Source organism: Baekduia sp. Peel2402, from assembly GCF_052567285.1.
This window is the reverse complement of record NZ_CP199582.1, coordinates 5,447,289-5,465,530: the sequence shown is the minus strand read 5'-3', so window position 1 is coordinate 5,465,530 and position 18,242 is coordinate 5,447,289. Positions and strand designations below refer to the sequence as shown.

Annotated in this window: 17 protein-coding genes; 9 read left to right on the top strand and 8 right to left on the bottom strand. The window is 71.9% G+C overall.

Annotation, left to right across the window (positions count from 1 at the left end; translation table 11 throughout):
• Positions 1 to 55: 55 nt before the first annotated feature.
• The 4 genes from ACT01A_RS26570 to ACT01A_RS26555 all read right to left on the bottom strand — a co-directional run bounded on the left by ACT01A_RS26570 (position 56) and on the right by ACT01A_RS26555 (position 4,790).
• Positions 56 to 1,525: a sensor histidine kinase gene (locus tag ACT01A_RS26570; protein ID WP_445150129.1), complete on the bottom strand. Its 1,470-nt coding sequence runs from the start codon at positions 1,523 to 1,525 to the stop codon at positions 56 to 58.
• Positions 1,526 to 1,537: 12 nt separating this feature from the next.
• Positions 1,538 to 2,242: a response regulator transcription factor gene (locus ACT01A_RS26565; RefSeq protein WP_445150128.1), complete on the bottom strand. Its 705-nt coding sequence runs from the start codon at positions 2,240 to 2,242 to the stop codon at positions 1,538 to 1,540.
• Between the two features lie 70 nt (positions 2,243 to 2,312).
• A complete protein-coding gene (locus ACT01A_RS26560) occupies positions 2,313 to 3,038 on the bottom strand; it encodes a hypothetical protein (RefSeq protein WP_445150127.1) in 726 nt (241 codons plus the stop codon).
• Positions 3,039 to 3,095: 57 nt separating this feature from the next.
• The gene (locus ACT01A_RS26555) at positions 3,096 to 4,790 is read right to left on the bottom strand and encodes a cytochrome c biogenesis protein DipZ (protein WP_445150126.1); all 1,695 of its coding nucleotides are present in this window, start codon (positions 4,788 to 4,790) and stop codon (positions 3,096 to 3,098) included.
• 46 nt (positions 4,791 to 4,836) lie between these two features.
• On the opposite strand from ACT01A_RS26555, the gene ACT01A_RS26550 reads away from it, so the two are divergent.
• Both ACT01A_RS26550 and ACT01A_RS26545 read left to right on the top strand, forming a co-directional pair.
• Positions 4,837 to 6,243: a LuxR C-terminal-related transcriptional regulator gene (locus ACT01A_RS26550; protein WP_445150125.1), complete on the top strand. Its 1,407-nt coding sequence runs from the start codon at positions 4,837 to 4,839 to the stop codon at positions 6,241 to 6,243.
• 117 nt (positions 6,244 to 6,360) lie between these two features.
• Positions 6,361 to 6,714, top strand: a complete 354-nt coding sequence (locus ACT01A_RS26545) for a response regulator (RefSeq protein WP_445150124.1) — start codon at positions 6,361 to 6,363, stop codon at positions 6,712 to 6,714.
• Here ACT01A_RS26545 and ACT01A_RS26540 read toward each other — a convergent pair.
• Positions 6,711 to 7,508, bottom strand: a complete 798-nt coding sequence (locus ACT01A_RS26540) for a hypothetical protein (RefSeq protein ID WP_445150123.1) — start codon at positions 7,506 to 7,508, stop codon at positions 6,711 to 6,713. The genes ACT01A_RS26545 and ACT01A_RS26540 overlap by 4 nt on opposite strands.
• A 41-nt stretch (positions 7,509 to 7,549) precedes the next feature.
• Between ACT01A_RS26540 and ACT01A_RS26535 the strand changes: the two genes are divergently transcribed.
• On the top strand, positions 7,550 to 8,323 hold the full coding sequence (locus ACT01A_RS26535) for a HipA family kinase (RefSeq protein WP_445150122.1): 774 nt from the start codon (positions 7,550 to 7,552) through the stop codon (positions 8,321 to 8,323).
• Positions 8,310 to 8,705: a DUF3037 domain-containing protein gene (locus ACT01A_RS26530; protein WP_445150121.1), complete on the top strand. Its 396-nt coding sequence runs from the start codon at positions 8,310 to 8,312 to the stop codon at positions 8,703 to 8,705. The genes ACT01A_RS26535 and ACT01A_RS26530 overlap by 14 nt, the downstream gene beginning before the upstream one ends.
• On the opposite strand, the gene ACT01A_RS26525 is transcribed toward ACT01A_RS26530, so the two are convergent.
• The 3 genes from ACT01A_RS26525 to ACT01A_RS26515 form a co-directional block, all read right to left on the bottom strand.
• The gene (locus tag ACT01A_RS26525; RefSeq protein WP_445150120.1) at positions 8,686 to 9,342 is read right to left on the bottom strand and encodes an ion channel; all 657 of its coding nucleotides are present in this window, start codon (positions 9,340 to 9,342) and stop codon (positions 8,686 to 8,688) included. The two genes, ACT01A_RS26530 and ACT01A_RS26525, sit on opposite strands and share 20 nt — an antisense overlap.
• Before the next feature lie 63 nt (positions 9,343 to 9,405).
• Positions 9,406 to 10,797: an FAD-binding oxidoreductase gene (locus tag ACT01A_RS26520; RefSeq protein WP_445150119.1), complete on the bottom strand. Its 1,392-nt coding sequence runs from the start codon at positions 10,795 to 10,797 to the stop codon at positions 9,406 to 9,408.
• A 134-nt stretch (positions 10,798 to 10,931) separates the two neighbouring features.
• Positions 10,932 to 11,570, bottom strand: coding sequence for a TetR family transcriptional regulator (locus tag ACT01A_RS26515; protein ID WP_445150118.1), 639 nt, complete (start codon positions 11,568 to 11,570; stop codon positions 10,932 to 10,934).
• Between the two features lie 112 nt (positions 11,571 to 11,682).
• Between ACT01A_RS26515 and ACT01A_RS26510 the strand changes: the two genes are divergently transcribed.
• The 5 genes from ACT01A_RS26510 to ACT01A_RS26490 all read left to right on the top strand — a co-directional run bounded on the left by ACT01A_RS26510 (position 11,683) and on the right by ACT01A_RS26490 (position 18,204).
• Complete coding sequence (locus tag ACT01A_RS26510; protein WP_445150117.1) at positions 11,683 to 13,848, top strand: MMPL family transporter; 2,166 nt, start codon at positions 11,683 to 11,685, stop codon at positions 13,846 to 13,848.
• Between the two features lie 636 nt (positions 13,849 to 14,484).
• Positions 14,485 to 15,984 (top strand): MFS transporter, encoded by a 1,500-nt coding sequence (locus tag ACT01A_RS26505; RefSeq protein WP_445150116.1) that lies wholly within the window; start codon positions 14,485 to 14,487, stop codon positions 15,982 to 15,984.
• Complete coding sequence (locus ACT01A_RS26500) at positions 15,981 to 16,403, top strand: MerR family transcriptional regulator (RefSeq protein ID WP_445150115.1); 423 nt, start codon at positions 15,981 to 15,983, stop codon at positions 16,401 to 16,403. Before ACT01A_RS26505 ends, ACT01A_RS26500 begins: the two co-directional genes overlap by 4 nt.
• A gap of 40 nt (positions 16,404 to 16,443) precedes the next feature.
• Positions 16,444 to 17,394, top strand: coding sequence for a hypothetical protein (locus ACT01A_RS26495; protein ID WP_445150114.1), 951 nt, complete (start codon positions 16,444 to 16,446; stop codon positions 17,392 to 17,394).
• 15 nt (positions 17,395 to 17,409) lie between these two features.
• The gene (locus ACT01A_RS26490) at positions 17,410 to 18,204 is read left to right on the top strand and encodes a DUF427 domain-containing protein (RefSeq protein WP_445150113.1); all 795 of its coding nucleotides are present in this window, start codon (positions 17,410 to 17,412) and stop codon (positions 18,202 to 18,204) included.
• Positions 18,205 to 18,242: the final 38 nt, after the last annotated feature.

The following is an 18,242-nucleotide window of genomic DNA, read 5'->3' as shown; positions in this document are numbered from 1 at the left end:
CTGTGCGTCGCTGCGCATCCTGGCCCTTCGGATGGGCGACCGGGCGGACGACCGGTCAGGTCTGCGGCGTGGAGGGCGCGGGCGCGTCGTGCGGGAGGCGGACGATGAAGCGGGCGCCGCCACCTGGGGCGTTGTCGGCGGCCACCTCGCCCTGGTGGGCCGCGACGATCCCGGAGACGATCGCCAGGCCGAGGCCGGCACCGGCCTTGCCTTGCTTGCGGCCGCCTTCGGCGCGCCAGAAGCGCTCGAAGAGCAGGTCGTTCTCGTCGGTCGGCAGCCCAGGGCCGAAGTCGCGGACCTCCAACACGGACATGGTGCCGTCGTCGCGGACGTCGACCTCGACCGGCGTTCCTGGTGGTGTGTGGACGAGCGCGTTGCGCAGCAGGTTCGCGAAGACCTGGCGGAGCTGATGGGGATCGCCGACGACGTGCACCGGGCCGGCGGTGCGGAGCTCGATCTCGCGGTCGGGGGCGGTCGCGCGGGCGTCGTCGACGGCGTCGCCGGCCAAGCGGCCGAGGTCGACGTCCTCGCGGATCTGCTCGCGGACCTCGTCCAGGCGCGCCAGCGTCAGCAGGTCCTCGACCAGGACGCCCATCCGCGCGGCCTCGGACTCGATCCGGCTCATTGAGCGCTCGGTCGCTTCCTGGTCGCTCGCGGCGCCCATCCGGAACAGCTCGGCGTAGCCGCGGATCGACGCCAGCGGCGTGCGCAGCTCGTGTGACGCGTCGGCCAGGAACGTCCGCAGCCGGTCCTCGGAGGCGCGCTGCTTGGCGAACGCCTCCTCCAGCCGTTCCAACATCCTGTTCAACGCCAGTCCGAGGCGGCCGACTTCCGTGCGCTCGTTGGACGGTTCGACGCGACGCGACAGGTCGCCGGCAGCGATCGAGCCCGCGGTGCGGCCGATGCGCTCCAACGGCCGCAGACCGATCGCGACCAACCACCAGGCCAACGCGCCCAAGGCCATCAGGATGCCCGCGATGACCAGGCCCTCGATCCGCAGTAGGCGGTGCAGCGTCGCCTCGGTGTCCTCCAGCGGCAGCGCGGAGAAGCGGACGCTGCCGTCGGTCAGCGTCACGCCGTAGACGCGGTAGGAGTCGCCCGTGTTGGTGGCCTTGACCGTCTTGGCCTCGCCCGCCTTCAGGCCGGACGGGAGCGCCGGCGCCGTGGCCGTCGATGCGTACTGACACGCCAGGCACTGCGGGTCGTCGCCGCTGGAGGACCGCGTGATCACCCACGTGCCCGCCACCGGGCCTGGGCCGCCGCGGCCGCCACCGCCGCCGCCGCGCCCCGGGTCGTCGTCATCGCCGTCGGCGGGCGGCAGCGGGTTGCCGTAGCCGCCGATGCCGCCGTTCGGCAGGCCGCCAGCGCCCCGCGGCTGGGTCCAGCGCGCCGCCTGTCGGGCCTGGTCGTCGATCCGGCTGACGAGGAAGTGGCGCTGCTCGTAGTAGGTGACGCCGGCAAGGAGCAGCAGGCCGACCGCCGCCAGCGCCAACAGCCCCGCGATGAGGCGCGTCCGCAAGGACAAGTGCTGTTCCGCCTACGTCCTCGGCGCGCGCAGCGCGTATCCGACACCGCGGGCGGTGTGGATCAGCGGCGGGCCTTGCTTGTCGATCTTCTTGCGCAGGTAGGAGATGTAGGTCTCGAGCACGCGGGCGTCGCCGCCGAAGTCGTAGTCCCAGACCTGGTCGAGGATCTGCGCGCGCGTCAGCACGCGGCGCGGGTTGAGCATCAAGTAGCGCAGCAGCCGGTACTCGGTCGCGGTCAGCTCGATCAGCTCGCCGCCGCGCGTCACCTCGCGCGTGTCCTCGTCCAGCTCCAAGTCCTCGAAGACGAGCTTCGAGGAGTCAGGCTGCGCGAGGCCCGCGCGCCGCAGGATCGTCCGGATGCGCGCGACCAGCTCCTCCAAGCTGAAGGGCTTGGTCACGTAGTCGTCGCCGCCCATCGTCAAGCCGCGGACCTTGTCCTCGGTCGCGTCGCGGGCGGTCAGGAAGATGATGGGGATCTGCACGCGCTCGGCGCTGAGGCGCTTGGCGACCTCGAAGCCCTCCATGTCGGGCAGCATGACGTCGAGGACGAGCAGGTCCGGCTTGAACGACGACACCGCGTCGAGCGCCGCACGGCCGTCGCCGACCGACTCCACCGTGAACCCCTGGAAGCGCAGGGCCATGGAGATGACGTCGGCGATGTTGGGCTCATCATCGACGACTAGGACGCGGTGGCTCTCGGGCGTGGCGGTGGTCATCACGCTCAACAGTGTCGGCGCGTTTCCTTGGAGCTTCCTGGGAGCTTGCCCGGAAGCTGCTGCGAGCACCCTAGGGATGTCTGAACGGCAGCGCCGGGTGGTCCTTGCCGTTAGGCGGCGTCGGCGGCTTCAGCGTGACCAGGTCGTCGAGATGGTCCTTCAGCTCGGACAGGATCTTGTCGCGCTGGTCGGCGGTGAGCTTCTTGTCCGCGACGCGGGCGTCGAGCTCCTTGGTGACCGCGGCGGTGATCGCCGCCTTGACGTCGTCCAGCGACTTGCCCTGGTCCTTGGCGATGTCGGCGATCGACTTGCCGTCCTTCAGCTTGTCGACGAGCTCGTCGCGCTTGAGGCCCAGCGCGGTGGCGGCGGCGTCGATCGCGCCGCCCGCGTCGGTGTGGAAGCGCAGGCCGCCGAAGCCGAACCCGAATCCGCCGCGACCGCCCGGACCGCCGGGCTTCCCGTTGGGCGGACCGCCCGGGCCGCCGCGCGGGTGGCCGCCCACGCCAGGCCCGCCGAGCACCGTCCCGCTCTGCGTGCGCGCCTTCTTGATCGCATCGGCCTGCTCTTGGGTGAGCTTGCCATCCTTGACCTGCTGGTCGAGCTGGGCGTCCTCTGCCTCGCCGAGCGCGGACTTCAACGCCTCCGGCGTGACGTTCAGCCGCTTGGCGGCGTCGGCCAGGATCGACTGCTCGGTCTTCTGCCGCTCGTCGCCTGACGAAGCGGCGATCGCGGCTCCTCCGCCGGCACCAGCGGCGAGGACGGCGGCGGAGACCAGGACATAGCGCTTGACCCTCATACGCGCATCCTGCGGGAGAAGGCTTAAGCGAGCCTGAGAATCTCGTTGGGATGAGGTTCAGCCGAACGTGAACGCGTAGGCCGACGTGCCCCGCGCGAACCGCAGCTTCAGCGCGTGGTCGCCGGCGGCACCGAACGACGCCAGCGTGTAAAGCCGCTGGGTCTTCACCGCGATCCGCTTCGACCGGCCGCCGTCGATCGCGACCGTCACCTCGCCGCCCTTGCCGTCATCCGGCGGGCTCAACACGAGGTAGACGAAGCGGGCGTGGACGGTCGCCGCGAGCGTCGCGCCGGACACCGCGGTCGCGGGCTCGTCGCCGATCTTCCAGCGGCCGCCGAGCGCGAACGCGTTGACCGGCAGGCGCCCCGCGGGCAGGGTGTAGGTCTTGGTCCCGGTCGACGGTGCCGTGGTGAAGCCTTGAGCGCGCGCGGCGCCCACATAGGTCTCCGGCGTCGCCTCCGTCCCGACCGGTGTGATGCCGTGCGGCCGCGCCCGCGCCGCCGCCAGCTTGGCCCCGCGCTCGGCCAGCAGCGAGCGGATCGCGGCCTCCGACTTGTCGTAGTCGCCCTCGCCGAAGTGCGTCTCGCGGACGTGCCCGTCGGCGTCGATCAGGTACTCGGCCGGCCAGTACTGGTTGCCCCAGGCGTCCCAGGTCTTCAAGTCGTTGTCCTGGACGACGGGGTACTTGATGTGGTTGGTGGAGATCGCCCGCGCGACGTTGCCCGCGTCGTGCTCGAAGCCGAACTCCGGCGCGTGGACGCCGACGATCGTCAGCCCCGCCGCGCGGTAGCGCGCGTCCCACGCCTCCAGGTAGGGCAAGGTGCGCAGGCAGTTGATGCAGGTGTAGGTCCAAAAGTCGATCAGCACCACGCGGCCGCGGAGCTTGGCGAGGTCCAAAGGCGCGCTGTTGAACCAGCGCTGTGTGCCGGTGAAGTCCGGCGCGGGGCCGAGGTCGGGCAACGAGGAGCGCGTCGCGGTGGCGGTCTTCGCCGCAGGCTTGGCGTTCTTGTCGTCGAACTTCGCGCGGCCGCGCAGCTCGTCCAGGCGCGTGATCACGCCCGCCGAGGACTCCAGCCCGCCGGTCAGCGTCGCCGAGGAGGTGTGCCGCGCCAGCGCGGTCTCGAAGTCCATGTCCAACCCGGCGATGAACGCAACCGCGGTTGCGAGCAGCACGACGCCGAGCGCGCGCTGCACGCGCAGCGGCCCAGCGCGGCGGATCGGCTCCAGCACACGCCGCCCGCCGATCGCGATCGCCATCAACACCGCCGCGGATCCGGCGACGTAGGCCAGCGCCACCACGACCGTCTTCCCGGTCACCGCCGAGACCGAGACGACCGCCGCGAGCACCGGCCCCGCGCACGGCGCGTAGACGAACCCGAGCGCGGCGCCGACCAGCAGCCCGGAGGCAAAGCCGTCGCCCGCGCGGCGCGGGCCGAAGCGGCTGAGGGCGGCCAGCGGGCGCTCCAGCCGCTGCGCGAGGCCCGGCGCCAGCGCCGCAACGCCCGCGATCACGAGCACCGCGATGCCCAGATCGCGCAGCGTGCCGCCGCCCAGCCCGATGTGACGCAACAGCACTCCGCCGCCGACGATCGACAACATGAACGTGACCGACAGGCCGATGACGATCGCCACCGGCCGGCGCCGCCCACCCGCCGCGCCGGCGCTGAGCAGCGCGGGCAGAACCGGCAGCGCGCAGGGACTAAGTGCCGTCCCGGCGCCGATGACCGCGCTCAGCAGGACGAGGATCAACACCCGTTCACCCTTTCATCCGAGTGTTAGGGGCGGATAGGGTCGGCCGGTGGACGCCGCTCTTGTCCCGGAGCGTGGCGCTGCTGCGCTCGTCCGGCTGTCCCTCGGTCCCGAGGATCACGATCCGGTCCGCCTCTGGCGCGACGCGATCGCCGCTGCCCGCACTGCCGGGCTGCTCGGGTTCGGTCGCGACGCGGAGGCGATCCTCGCCGCCGGTCCGGACGCGCTCCAGGACGCCGTCCTGCCGCTGCTGGTCGCCGAGCTGGAGCTGCGCGAACCCGCGCCGCTGCTGGTCATCGAGGGCACGCCGTCGCGTGCAGCCGCCGCGTCGCTGGAGCGCTTCGCCGCGCTCGGCGGCCGGCTGGAGCTGCGCCCCGGACCGATGGCCGTCGCACCGCCGCTGGATCCCGGGATCGTGGCCATGTCGTGGGAGAGTGCGCTGCGCCGCGGCGAGCGGATGACCGTCCTGGCGTGGATGGACGCGCTCGGCGACGAGCCGGAGCTCTGGCTCGCGTCGCTGTGGGCGGCGCTGGAGCGCGGCGACGACGCGACCGCCGCCGCGCGTCTGGCCGGAGCCGACGCCGCGGCCGTCCCGCCCGCCGTGCGCGCCCGCGGCCTGCTCCTGCACGCTCATGACGCGCTGCGCCACGGCGACCTCGAGGCGCTCGCCCGCCGTCTGGCCCGCGCCGCCCGCCACGATCCGCAGGACGGCTTCTGGCACACCTTCGACGCGCTGCTGCACGGACAGGAGGCGTTCTGGCGTAACCGCCCGCGCGTCGCGCATCGCCATTTCGCGCGCGCCGCGGGGCTGGCCGCGATCCACGGCGACCGCTTCGCGATGACCGCCGCGACCGGTTACCTGGCGATCCTCGCGGCCGAGGGCGGCGACGAGAGCGCGGCCCGGCGCCGTCTCGACCGCTTGGAAGACCTGCGCGACGACGACCCGGCGGCCGGCGAGCATCCGGTCGCGGTCGCCGGCGTCCTGGCCGAAGGCCGCCTGCTGGAGCTGGCGGGCGCGGTGGAGAGCGCGGCCGCGCCGCTGCGTCGGGCGATCGCGCTGGCGGCGCGTGGCGGATCGCCGTTTGAACGCGCCGAGCCGCGCCTGCGACTGGCCGCGGTGCACCGCGCCTGCCACCGGCCCGAGGAAGCCGAGCCGCTGGAGCGCGAGGCGCGGGAGATCCTGGGCGTGGCGCCAGACCACGGCCGTCTGGCAGGCCTTGCCGCGGCGGTGGCTCCCGCGGCCGCGACCGCCGGTCGCGACGCCGCCCTGCTGACCCCGAGCGAGCGCTCAATCCTGCGCCTACTGCCATCCGGGCTGTCGCAGCGGGAGATCGGCGCGGAGCTGTTCCTGTCGGTCAACACCGTCAAGACGCACTGCCGCAACATCTACATGAAGCTGCACGCGGGATCGCGCGAGGAGGCCGTCGCGCGCGCCCACGAACGCGGGCTCCTGTGATGGCCGAACGCTGTCCGGTGGATAGCCGGTCGCGTCGGAGACCTGACACCCACGGGGACAAGTAGGGCTAACCGCACGCTCAAAATCCCCGCAGATGGGCACGCTTGAGGTGTGCCCATGAAGGTCCTCATCGTCGACGATCACCCGAGCTTCCGCTCCGCCGCCCGGCTGCTGCTGGAGCACGAGGGCTTCGAGGTCATCGGCGAGGCCGAGGATGGCGCGACCGGCATTGAGCGCACGTGGGGCCTGCACCCGGACCTCGTCCTGCTCGACGTCAACCTGCCCGACCTCGATGGCTTCGACGTCGCCACGCGCATCACGAGCGCCGAGCGCGACGACACGCCGAAGATCGTGATGACGTCCTCGCGCGACCCGCGCGAGTTCGGTCCGCTGGTCGGGGCGAGCGGCGCGAGCGGCTTCGTGCCCAAGGGCGAGCTGAGCGCCGCCCGCATCCACGCGCTGCTGAACTAGAGCTTCGCGAGCGGGCCGGCGCCGACGCGACCTCGCGCCCGAACTTGCGCCCAGACCTCCACGCCGATCAGCACGATCGCGGGCGGGACGGTCGCCGGGATCGTGTCGACGACCAGGAACAGCTGGTCCCACGCGAGCGAGACGAGCGCTAGCGCGATGGCCGGGATCAGCTGCGGCCGGCGCTCGATCGCCAGCAGCCCGCCGAGCACGCCCGCAGCGAAGAAGTCGCCGTAGCCCATCGACGCGAAGTGGAAGCCGGCAGACTGCAACTGCGGCAATCCGGCGCCCGGCTCGGCGGCGATCAACACCGCGTTGGGAGCCTGCAAGGTGTTGCCGAAGACGAGGATGGCGTCGGAGATCGCCATCGCGATCAGGCCGAGCTTGAGCAGCAGCGGCGGTGCGGCGCCGCCGAGCAAGCGCCCGACCGTCACGCACGACCCCATGATCAACAGGATCGTGGCGACCTGCCCGGCGCGCGTCTCCTGGTCGGCCCACGCGATCGCCAGCAGCACGGCGGCCAGCGGCGCCAGCCACCAGCGCGCGCCGCGCATCCCCCACCCCAGCGCCAGCGCGCACCCGATCGGCACGAGGATCAGCGCGACCCACGTCAGCACGTCCGCGCTGGTCGAGGTGGTGTTGATCGCGACGATCACCACCACGATGCACAGCGGCAGCACCAGCGTCCACCAGCCGCTGCGGAACCGCTCCAGCGCCTTCGGCACGCCCGCCGCGGGCAGCGCGACGCACGCGGCCTGCGCGGTCGTCAGCACCATGTTGTCGATCTCGAACCACACGGCTGCGGCGCACCGTAGCGGGCTAGTGTTAGGCCCCGCTCATGGCCGACCTGCGCACCGTCCACGCGACGCGGTACTCCGAGGCGCTGCGCGAGGGCGGCTCGATGCCGGGCCTCGTGGAGGCCGACGACGACGGGCTGTACGTCGTCAAGTTTCGCGGCGCGGGCCAGGGGATCAAGGCGCTGATCGCGGAAGTGGTGGTCGGCGAGGTCGCGCGGGCGCTCGGGTTGCGGGTGCCGGAGATCGTGCTGATCGACGTCGACCCGCGGCTGGCCGACGCCGAGCCGGACCCCGAGATCCAGGAGCTCGTGCACGCCAGCGGCGGGCTGAACGCCGCGCTGGACTTCCTGCCCAGCGCGCTGCCGTTCTCGCCTGCGGCGCCCACGGGCGTGACGCCGGAGCTGGCCGCTGACGTCGTCTGGCTGGACGCGCTGTGCGCGAACGTCGACCGCACGCCGCGCAACCCCAACATGTTGATCTGGCACGGGGAGTTGTGGTTGATCGACCACGGCGCCGCTCTGTACCGCCACCACGCGCCATCGTGGCCGGAAGGCGCGGCGGGCGCCACGTTCCCGCTGATCGCCGACCACGTGCTGCTGCCGTTCGCGGGGTCGATCCTGGAGGCCGACGAGCGCCTTGCGCCGCGGCTGGATCGCGACATCATCATGTCGATCGCGGCGCAGCTGCCGGACGACTGGCTGGGCGAGGATCCGGCGCGAGCGCGCGCCGAGTACGCCGACCACTTCGCGCAGCGCCTGACCGCGCCGCGCGCGTTCGCCGCCGAGGCCGAGGAGGCGCGCCGTGCCGCCGCCTGACCGCGAGCGCGATGCCTTCCAGTACGCCATCTGGCGCGTCGTCCCGTCCGTCGAGCGCGGCGAGTCGCTCAACGTCGGCGTCGTCGTCTTCTGCCGCCGACGCTCGTTCCTCAAGGCGCGCACGCTGCTCGATTCCGACCGGCTTCGATCGCTCTCCCCCGCGCTCGACGTCGACGCGCTCGCGCGTCACCTCGACGGCATGGTCCGCGTCGCCGCCGGCGACCCCGCGGGTGGCGCGGTCGCCCAGCTCGATCAGTCTGAGCGCTTCGGGTGGCTCACGGCCGCGTCGTCGACGATCGTGCAGCCGTCGCCGATCCACACCGGGCTGTGCGACGACCCCGAGGCGGTCCTCGACCGCCTGTTCACGCGACTCGTCGCCTGAGGTTCCCCACCAACAACGCGACCACGACCACCAGGTAGATCTGGCCGGTCAGCATCTCCAGGACCCCGAGCGCCCGGCCGACCTCGGTGCCCGGCGTCAGGTCGCCGAAGCCGGTCGTGGTCAGCGTCGTGAAGGAGTAGTAGATGCGCTCGCCCGAGGTCGCGTCGGTGCCTTGCGCGAAGTAGGAGTTGTCGCCCACCGCCGCCACCGCGCCGACCACGTCGGCGAACAGCATCCCGACGAGCAGGTAGATCCCCAGTCCGCCGCCGACCGCGTGGACGGTCACGCCCTCGCTGCGGACCAGCGCGACGACGCCGGTCGCCATCGTCGCGACCATCGCGCCGGCCAGCGCGCCGCTGAGCCCGAGCACCAGCCAGGTCGGCAGGTCCGCGCCCACCGCGCCGACCGCGCCGAGCACCGCGGCCGCCAGCGCGATCGCGGTCAGCGCGCGACCGCTCGCATCGCGCGCGGCGATCGTCACCATCGTCAGCAGGAACGCCTGCAACATCAACGCGACGCCGCGGCCGACGTCGTCGTCCGGCAGCGCGATCGTCGCGACGACGACCACCACCGTGGCGGTCGCGACGCGCCCGTAGCGGTGCGTCGCGACGCCGTCCGTTCGGCCGAGCGAAGGCATGGTGCCACGGCGTTCGACGCCGCGGGCACCGCACCTGCTCAGCGGTGAGCGCTTGCGCTCCCGCTAGCGCCCCGCGGGCGCGATCGCGTGGTTGGCGCAGATCAGGTCGCGCGCGTCGTACTTGGCCTTGACCGCCTGAAGCGCCGCGAAGGCGTCGTCATCGAACGCGCGGCTGGCGTCCGTGGGCGACTCGGCGAAGTTGAGGTACACGCGCTCGGCGTGGAACTCGGACACGGAGGCCTTCACGCGGGCCAGGTGCGGCGGGATCGCCGCGGCCAGCTCCGGCGTCACCGGGACGCCGACCGCGAACAGGACGTAGGCCGCCTCCAGCCGCGAGCGGGCGCCCGCGCCGGCCGGCACCCGCGACAGCGCGCCGCCGAGGTGGCGCAGCTCGACCGCCAGCAGCGGCGAGCCCGACTCGTGGCCGGCGACCGCGATGAGCGCGTCGATCGCCTCGGCCGGCAGCTCGTCGAGCATCGCGTGCGTGCCCATGCCGGGCACCGGGTGCTCGGGATCCATGTGCAGGTGGCTCAAGACCGCGGGCGGCGCCGGGGCGAACATGTCGATCTCGGGCTCCAGCCCGCGCAGCTTGGACAGCACCTCGCAGGCGTAGTCCGGCGTGCCGACGACCGCGCCGTCGATGCAGACGAACTGCTTGCCGCGAAGCATCTCGGGGATGTCCGGGAACGGCGGGACCTGGAGGATGCGCGCGGAGGTCGTCGCCGACTCGGGCGCGTCGAGCGTCCACTCGCGCCACGCGTGCAGGACCTCACTCGCGCGCTCCCACGGCCACAGCATCGCGCCGGCGTACAGCTCCGGCATCGCGATCAGCTGGAGCTCCATGTGCGTGATGATCGCCGGGCTGCCGGTGCCGCCGCGCAGCGCCCAGAACAGCTCGGGGTGGTGGTCGGCGTCGACGTGCAGGTGCTCGCCGTCGCCGGTGACGACGTCGAAGGACAGGACCGAGTTGCAGCACAACCCGAAGGCGCGCGCGAGCCAGCCGAGGCCGCCGCCGAGCGTGTAGCCGACGAGGCCGACGTCCGGCGACGAGCCGCCCAGCGCGGCGAGGCCGAGCTCGGACGCGGGTGCGGTCAGGTCGGCGCACAGCGCGCCGGCCTCGACGCGGGCGGAGCGGTTCTCAGAGTCGATCTCGACGCCGCGCATCAGGCGCGTGCTGAGCAGGATCTGGTCGGCGGCGGCGCCGGCGCGGGCGCTCGCGTTGTGGCCCGTGCCCTGCGGCGCGATGCGCAGCCCGGCCTCGTGGGCGAAGCGGACGACGGCGGAGACGTCCTGCGCGGTGCACGGCTCGGCGACGAGCGCGGGGCGCTGGTCGACCGCGAGGTTCCAGGCCTGGCGCGCCTCGTCGTAGGAGTCGTCGCCGGGGACGTGGAGGTTGCCGGTGAACTGCTCGCGGAGGGTGTCGAGCGCGAGGGCCGGACGGGCGGAGGTGATCAAGGTGAGGTCCTTCTCGGGGAGGGGTGCGGGTCGACGGGAATGCTCGCCGTCAGACGTCCGCCCCGCATCAGGGATGTCCCCCAAGTTGACCGGGTGGTGGCACGAGTGCGGGCAACCGCACCCGCTGGGTTCGCTTACGCGGCGGCGGAGCGCGCCTGCTCGGCGCGGCGTGCCTGGAGCGCCGCGATGCCGCCGCGCAGGAAGGCGAAGGCGTCGTCGAGTTGGGCCAGGCCCTCTTCGTCGATCGCGCCCTTGTGGTTGTGATCCTCGGCGCCCTTGTCGGACATCGCCATCAGCGCGGCGATCGCGGCCGCCGCCACGAGGCGCGGCTGGAGGTCGTCGGGGTCGTCGCCGAGGTCGCGGGCGACGTTCTCGGCGAGGAGGCGCTCGAAGCGGCCCATCAGGTGGCGCTCGTGGGCGGTGAGCGCCTCGTTGTCGGCGATGAGACGACGGCGGCAGAGCTCGCGCTCGTGGTCGTGGTCCTCGGCGTCGATGAGGTCGCCGATCCAGGCGCGGACCGCGTCGAACGTCGTCTCCTCGGGGGCGCGCTCGTCCATGTGAGCGTGCAAGCCCTCGAAGCTCGTGTCGAAGTCGCCGAAGAGCACGGCCTCTTTCGACGGGAAGTACGCGAAGAACGTGCGCGGCGCGATGTCCGCGGCCGCGGCGATGTCGGCGACGGTCGTCGCCTGGTAGCCGCGCTCCTCGAAGAGCCGGATCGCGGCGTCCTCGATGTTGCGGCGCGTCTGTTCCTTCTTGCGCTCACGCAGACCCATGGGCCTTTGCAGTCTAGCTGATGGAAGTGCAGAACTGCACTATGTGTCCATATGCACATCGCGCATTTCTGCACTCATTGCAAATCTGCGCGGAGTGTGCTTCGCTAGAGGAATGCGCCGCCTTGCCGCCTTCTCCCACGATCACCGTCGCCTCGTGGCGACGGCCTGGATCGTCCTGATCGCCGCCGCTGGGGCCCTCGCCTCCGGCGTCGGCTCGGGCTACGTCAACAACTTCACGCTGCCGGGCACCGAGTCCCAGCGCGCCCTCGACCTCCTCCGCGACCGCTTCCCCCAGCAGGCGGGTGACACGAGCCAGATCGTGTTCCACGTCCAGAGCGGTTCGCTGAACGACGCCGCGACCAAGGCCAAGGTGAACGCCGTCGTCAAGTCGGTGTCCGGCCTGCCTTCGGTCGCGGGCGCCGTCAGCCCCTACGCCAACGCCGGCACGATCAGCAAGGACGGCAAGACCGCCTACGCCTCGCTGCTGTTTGACCAACAGGCCGTCGACCTCGACAAGGCCGACGTGGAGCGCGTGGTCGATACCGCCAAGAAGGGCGCGGGCGACGGGCTTCAGGTCGAGCTCGGCGGCCAGGCGATCCAGATGGCCGAGCAACCGGAGACCGGCGCCGGCGAGCTGATCGGCATCGGGGTCGCGATCGTCGTGCTGATCCTGGTGCTCGGCTCCGCGGTGGCGATGGTGATGCCGCTGCTCGCCGCGTTCGCCGCGATCGCCGCCGCGATGGGCCTCGTCTACGCCGCGACCGGCGCGTTCTCGATCGCGGACTTTGCACCGACCCTGGCGGTGATGATCGCCCTAGGCGTTGGCATCGACTACGCGTTGTTGGTGATCAACCGCTTCCGCGGCGAGCGCGCCGAAGGCGCCGACGTGCGCGAGGCGACGCTGACCGCGATGGATACGGCGGGGCGTTCGGTGCTCTTCGCCGGCACGACGGTCGTTATCGCGTTGTTGGGGATGTTGCTGCTGGGCGTGTCGTTCCTGAACGGCCCGGCGATCGCGTCGGCCGCCGCGGTGGCGCTGACGATGATCAGCTCGCTGACGTTCCTGCCCGCGCTGCTCGGCTTCTGGGGCAAGCGGGTGAAGGTGCCGACGGCGGTCGCCGACGACGCCGAACCGCGCGGCTGGGGTCGTTGGAGCGCGCTGATCGCGCGGCGTCCGGCGGCGTTCGCCGTCGGGTCGCTGGTCGTGCTGCTGCTAGTCGCCTCGCCGATCACCGGCATGCGGCTGGGCTCCGGCGACGCGGGCAACAACTCGCCATCGTCGACCACGCGCCAGGCCTATGACTTGCTCAGCAAGGGTTTCGGGCCGGGCTTCAACGGGCCGCTGTTGGTGGTGGCTGAGGTGAAGACGGGCGGTGACGGCAAGGCGCAGCTCGCGAAGTTGCGAAGCGCGCTGGCGAGGACGCCGGGCGTGGCTGCGGTCTCGCAACCCAATGTCAATGAGAAGGGCGACGCGGCGACGCTAACCGTGATCCCGACCTCCAAGCCGCAGGACTCGGCGACCAAGGACCTGCTGTCGACGCTGAGGGATCGCGTGGTGCCCGGTGTTACGAAGGAGGCGCCCGCGCTGGCCGCGGTCTCAATCGGCGGTGCGACGGCCTCGACCGTCGACTTCGGCGACGTCTTGTCCAGCAAGCTGCCGCTGTTCATCGGCGTCGTGATCGGGTTGTCGCTGTTGCTGCTGGCGGTCGTCTTCCGCTCGCTGCTGATCCCGGCCAAGGCCGCGGTGCTCAACCTGCTGTCGATCGGCGCCGCGTTGGGCGTCATCACCTTCATCTTCCAGGACGGCCACCTTGCCTCGTGGATCGGAGTGGAGACGACCGCGCCGATCGAACCGTTCCTACCGGTGATGCTGTTCGCCATCATCTTCGGGTTGTCCATGGACTACGAGGTCTTCCTCGTGACGCGGATGCACGAGGAGTGGGAGCGCACCAAGGACTCGGGCTTCGCGGTCCGCCACGGCTTGGCGCTGACCGGCAAGGTCGTCATGGCCGCGGCGATCATCATGATCTCGGTCTTCGGCTCGTTCGTGTTGGGCGACGACCGCACGATCAAGCTCTTCGGCGTTGGCTTGGCGAGCGCCGTGTTGTTCGACGCGTTCGTGATCCGGTTGGTGTTGGTGCCGGCGCTGATGCACCTCTTCGGCCGCGCCTCGTGGTGGATGCCGGCGTGGCTGGACTCGCGCCTGCCGCGCCTGTCGATCGAGGGACCGGCGGAGGATGCGGTCGACGAGCGGGACCGGGTGAAGGTCCCGGCGTAGGCGCGGCCCGGCTCGGTTCACAAGCTCCGCGCCGCGGGAGTGCGGTTCCGCGGCGCGGCAAATCGCGATTGCGCCGGACGTTCGTGGTGGGCGTCCGGCGCGGCGCGCTCGCTGGTGGCGCTCGTTTGCCGGGGCGCGGGCGTTGGTGGCGCTCGGTGCGGGGCGTTGAGGGTGGTGCTCCGGGTTGGAGAGGATCCGGCGAGGGAGTGAGAGCGTTGTGGCGTGGCGACCGCTGTCGGTCGTCCTCGGGCGTGTGGCTGGGCGCGGGGCGGGCAGTTCGGGGCCGAAGGGATCGATCCGGGTCGCCTAATAGTCGATATACGACGCTTACGCGACCCGGATCCCTGGCGGCGCTCCATGAGGGCCGGTTTCGGGATGCGGGTCGAGTTGACCGCAATAGTGCCGGTCAACTCGACCCGCATTACTCTTTCGGCCCCGAACCGCCCGCCCCGCGCCCAGGAGACAGCCCGAGGACGACACCAAACGGCGGCCACGCCCACCCGGCTTCACTCCCTCGCCGCCCCCTCTCCAACGCGACGCACCCCCACCCACACCCCGCACTGAACGCCACCCACAACCCGCGCCCTCCAAACCTCACGTGCACGTAAAATAGAGGTTCGGGTACCATCGAACTCGATGTCCGCCCTCCCCGCCCCACGCAAACGCCGCATCGGCGTCGACGCCGATCACGAGCACTACAAATGGTGGGCGCTCAGCTGCACGTCGCTCGGCATGCTCCTGGCTACCGTCAACAGCGGCACCCTCGTCATCGCGCTCCCCGACCTCGAGAAGGCCCTCGGCGTCGGGCTGCTCACGCTCGTCTGGGTGATCCTCGCGTTCATGATCGCGAGCACCGTCCTGGTGCTCACCTTCGGCCGTCTCTCCGACCTCTTCGGCCGCAAGCGCGCGTTCGTCGCCGGGTTCGCCGTCTTCACCGTCGCGTCGCTCGGTGCCGGGTTCGCGACCGGCGGCACGGACCTCATCATCTGGCGGGTGGTCCAAGGGATCGGTGGCGCGTTGTTGTTCGCCAACGCGTCGGCGCTCGTGACCGACGCGTTCCCGAAGGAGCAGCTCGGCGTCGCGATGGGCACCAACGTGATGGTCGCGGGGATCGGCCTGGTGCTTGGGCCGGTGCTCGGCGGCGCGCTGGTCGAGATCTCCTGGCACTGGGTGTTCTGGTTCAACGTGCCGTTCGGGATCGCCGGCACGTTCTGGGCGGCGACCGTCCTGCAGGAGCTGATCCGGCCCGAGGTCGACCACCGCTTCGATTGGCCGGGGACCTTCACGTTCGTCATCGGCCTCACGGGCTTGACCTATGGGATCTCGCGCGGCGGCATCGTCGCGTGGAACGACACCAACACGATCATCGCCCTGATCGCCGCGGCGGTCCTGCTGCCCGCGTTCATCGTCGTCGAGCGGCGCTCGCCGTCGCCGATGCTCGACCTGTCGCTCTTCAAGGACCGCGGCTTCGCGGCCGCCACCGGCGCTGCGTTCCTCAACGGTCTGTCGCGCTTCGCCCTCACCTTCGTCTTCGTCCTGTACTTCCAGGGCGCGCTGGGCGATGACCCGATCCTGGCCGGCATCAAGCTCGCACCGATGGCGCTGGGCATGCTGATCTCCTCGCCGCTGGCCGGCGCTTACGCCGACAAGCACGGCGCGCGATCCCTGGCCGCGCTGGGCATGGTCGTCGTGGCGATCAGCCTCGGCGGGATGACGATGCTCGGCACCGACTCGTCCTACGCGCTGGCCGCGTTCTGGCTGCTGCTCAACGGCCTCGGCTCGGGCATGTTCAACTCGCCGAACACCGCGGCGATGATGGGCACCGTGCCCGCGCACCGCCGCGGGATCGCGGGCGGCACGCGGATGATGTTGCAGAACACCGGGTCGGTCCTGTCGATCGCGTTCGTGCTGGCGATCATCACCGCCGCCGTGCCGACGTCCGTCCTGCTGTCGATCTTCTCCGGCGTGACCAGCGGCCTCGACGACGCCGCGCTCGCACCGTTCATCCACAACATGCACGTCGCGCTGTGGGTCCTGGCCGGCACCGCGATCGCGGGCGCGCTGGTCTCGCTGCTGCGCCCGAGCACGAGCCCGGCGGGGGCGTCGGCGGGCGAGCCCGTCAAGGTCTCGGCATGAAGATCGGCGAGGTCGCCAAGCTCACGGGCACGACCACGCGGACGATCCGCTACTACGAGGAGATCGGACTGCTCGGCGACGCGGGCGCCGATCGCGAAGCCGGCCGCCACCGCACCTACGGCGACGCCGAGGTCGAGCGCCTGCGCGAGGCCCTGCGCCTCAAGCAGCTGCTCGGCGTCTCGCTGGACGAGCTGCGCGAGCTGCTGGCCGCCGAGGAGGACCGCGCCGCGCTGCGCGAGGAGTGGCACCACGGCAACCCCGGCAAGCGCCGCCGCCGCGAGATCCTCGACCGCGCGCTGGCCCACGTCGAGCGCCAGTCCGAGCTGCTCGCGCGCCGCCGCGACGAGATCGCCGCCTTCGAGCGCGAGCTGGACGAGCGCCGCACGCGCGTCAAGGCGCGCATGGCCGAGCTGGACTGAGCGCGCAACTCCGTCCGCCTCCGCCCGTTGGATGGAGACGATGCACCGCGCGCTCCTGCTCACCATCGCCTTTGCGCTCGCCCTTCCCGCGAGCGCCGTCCACGCCGCGCCCGTCGCGCCGACCGCCCCGCCGCTCATCGCCGTCCCCAAAGCCCCGACCGCGGCGACCGCCGCCTCCGCCGCCTGGCAGTCCGCCGACGGGACCCACGTGCTGCGCGACGACCAGCCGCTCGGCGGCGAGGCGGTCCTCCACCCGCCCGCCGGCTGCCGCCTCGGCGGGCTGACCGCCACCGACGTCGCCTACGCCTGCCCGACCGAGAGCCCCGACTTCCTGCGGGTCTGGCTCCAGGACCGCGGCACGACCGCGCTGCGCTCCAACGCGATCGGCTTCCTGAACTCCGGTGCCGGCGGCGAGGCCTACGAGCTGAGCGGGATCGGCGCCGCGCTCGGGACGATCTACACCACCGGCGGCGCGCACGTCGACGAGCAGACCGAGTACCGCCGCCTGTCCGACGGCCGCACGGTCAGGCCAAAGCCCTCCGCGCACCGCGCCCTCTCGCTCGACGCGGCCTCGGGCACCGTGAAGCTCTGCGCGCCGCTGGCCGTCGGCACGCACGTGGTGTCCGGCTACGACGACTTCGACCGCGCGCCCTACAGGTACACCGCCTACGACGCGTCCTACTACCGCGCGCCGTGGCTGGTGACGATCCGCCGCGGGCGCGTGCTTTTGAAGCGCTGCGGCACGCGGACGGTCCGCGACCTCGGCGTCATCTCCAGCGCGCCCGGCGACCTGCGGCTCGTGCTGACGCGGCGCTACGTCGCCTGGATGGCGGACTACAGCTCGTCCACGCTGACCATCCACCGCTTCGCCGACCACGCGACGTTCCGCTCCACGACGACGCTCGGCCCCTACGCCCGGACGCTGACCGCCACCGACCGCCGCCTGTGGATCGGCGACGGCCAGGGCAAGGCCTACATGATCGAGCCGTGAGCTACCGTCGAGGTCATGAGCCTCACGCACGCGCCCGGTCCGCTCGCGGGCTCCTCCGGCCACACCAACTACGCGATCGACGGTCCGCAGCACCGCCTCCTCGCTACCCCGCTGCCCCGCCGCGTGCGCGCTGAGCTGGGCGGTGAGACCGTCATCGACACCGAGGGCGCGTTCCTGCTGCACGAGACCGGTCTGAAGCCGCAGCTCTACGTGCCGCTGGCCGACGTGAAGGCCGACGCGCTCACGCGCACCGACCACACCACGCACTGCCCGTTCAAGGGCGACGCGTCGTACCGCACGGTCACGGCCGGCGACGGCGCCCGCGTCGCCGAGAACGCGCTTTGGGTCTACGACACGCCGATCGAGACCGCCGCCTGGCTCGACGGCTACGCCGGCGTCTACCTCGAGCGCTTCGACCGCTGGCTCGACGAGGACGAGCCCGTCCAGGGCTTCCCGGATCCTTATCACCGCGTCGACGTCCGCCCCATCGGCGGTCGCGCCACCGTCACCACCGAGGCCGGCGCGCCGATCGCGGACTCCACCCGCGCGCTCGTCCTCAGCGAGACCGCGGTACCGAACCGCTACTACCTGCCGCGCGAGGACGTCACCGCCACGCTGCACGGCCCGACCGCGACCACGTCCTGGTGCCCGTACAAGGGCACGGCCACGTACTGGACCGTGGAGCTCCAAGACGGCACCAAGCTCGAGGACGCCGCCTGGTCCTACGAGGACCCGTACCCGGAGTCCGAGCGCGTGCGCGGATACGTCTCGTTCTGGGGCGACGCTCACACGGCGTTCATCCGATCCTAAGGTCCGCGTGAAAGGTTCCCGCCTGTGAACGGCGGCGC